The organism is Jeotgalibacillus marinus (assembly GCF_040801915.1).
Taxonomy (GTDB): Bacteria; Bacillota; Bacilli; order Bacillales; family Jeotgalibacillaceae; genus Jeotgalibacillus; species Jeotgalibacillus marinus.
This window is the reverse complement of sequence record NZ_JBFMIA010000163.1, coordinates 1-271: the sequence shown is the minus strand read 5'-3', so window position 1 is coordinate 271 and position 271 is coordinate 1. Positions and strand designations below refer to the sequence as shown.

Annotated in this window: 1 protein-coding gene; it reads left to right on the top strand. The window is 69.0% G+C overall.

Annotated features, from left to right (window positions below; translation table 11 throughout):
• The coding region (locus AB1471_RS17375) for an NADH-quinone oxidoreductase subunit D-related protein (RefSeq protein ID WP_496350342.1) at positions 1-209 on the top strand (209 nt) is incomplete at its 5' end.
• Between the last annotated feature and the right edge of the window lie 62 nt (positions 210-271).

Genomic DNA, 271 nt, shown 5'->3' with positions numbered 1-271 from the left:
AGGTCTACGTGGCCGTGGAGTCACCGCGCGGGGAGCTGGGCTGCTACATGGTGGCCGACGGCAGCGCCAAGCCCTACCGCATGCACATCCGGGGCCCGTCGTTCGTCAACCTCCAGGGCCTGCCCCACATGATCCGCGGCGGCCTGGTCGCCGACGCCGTCGCCATCATCTCCTCGATCGACCCGATCATGGGCGAGGTCGACCGGTAAATCGCCTTCGGAAGCGGAGCTTCCTTGGCGAGTTGATCGTGCTGCGGGCGGCCGGCGGAGCC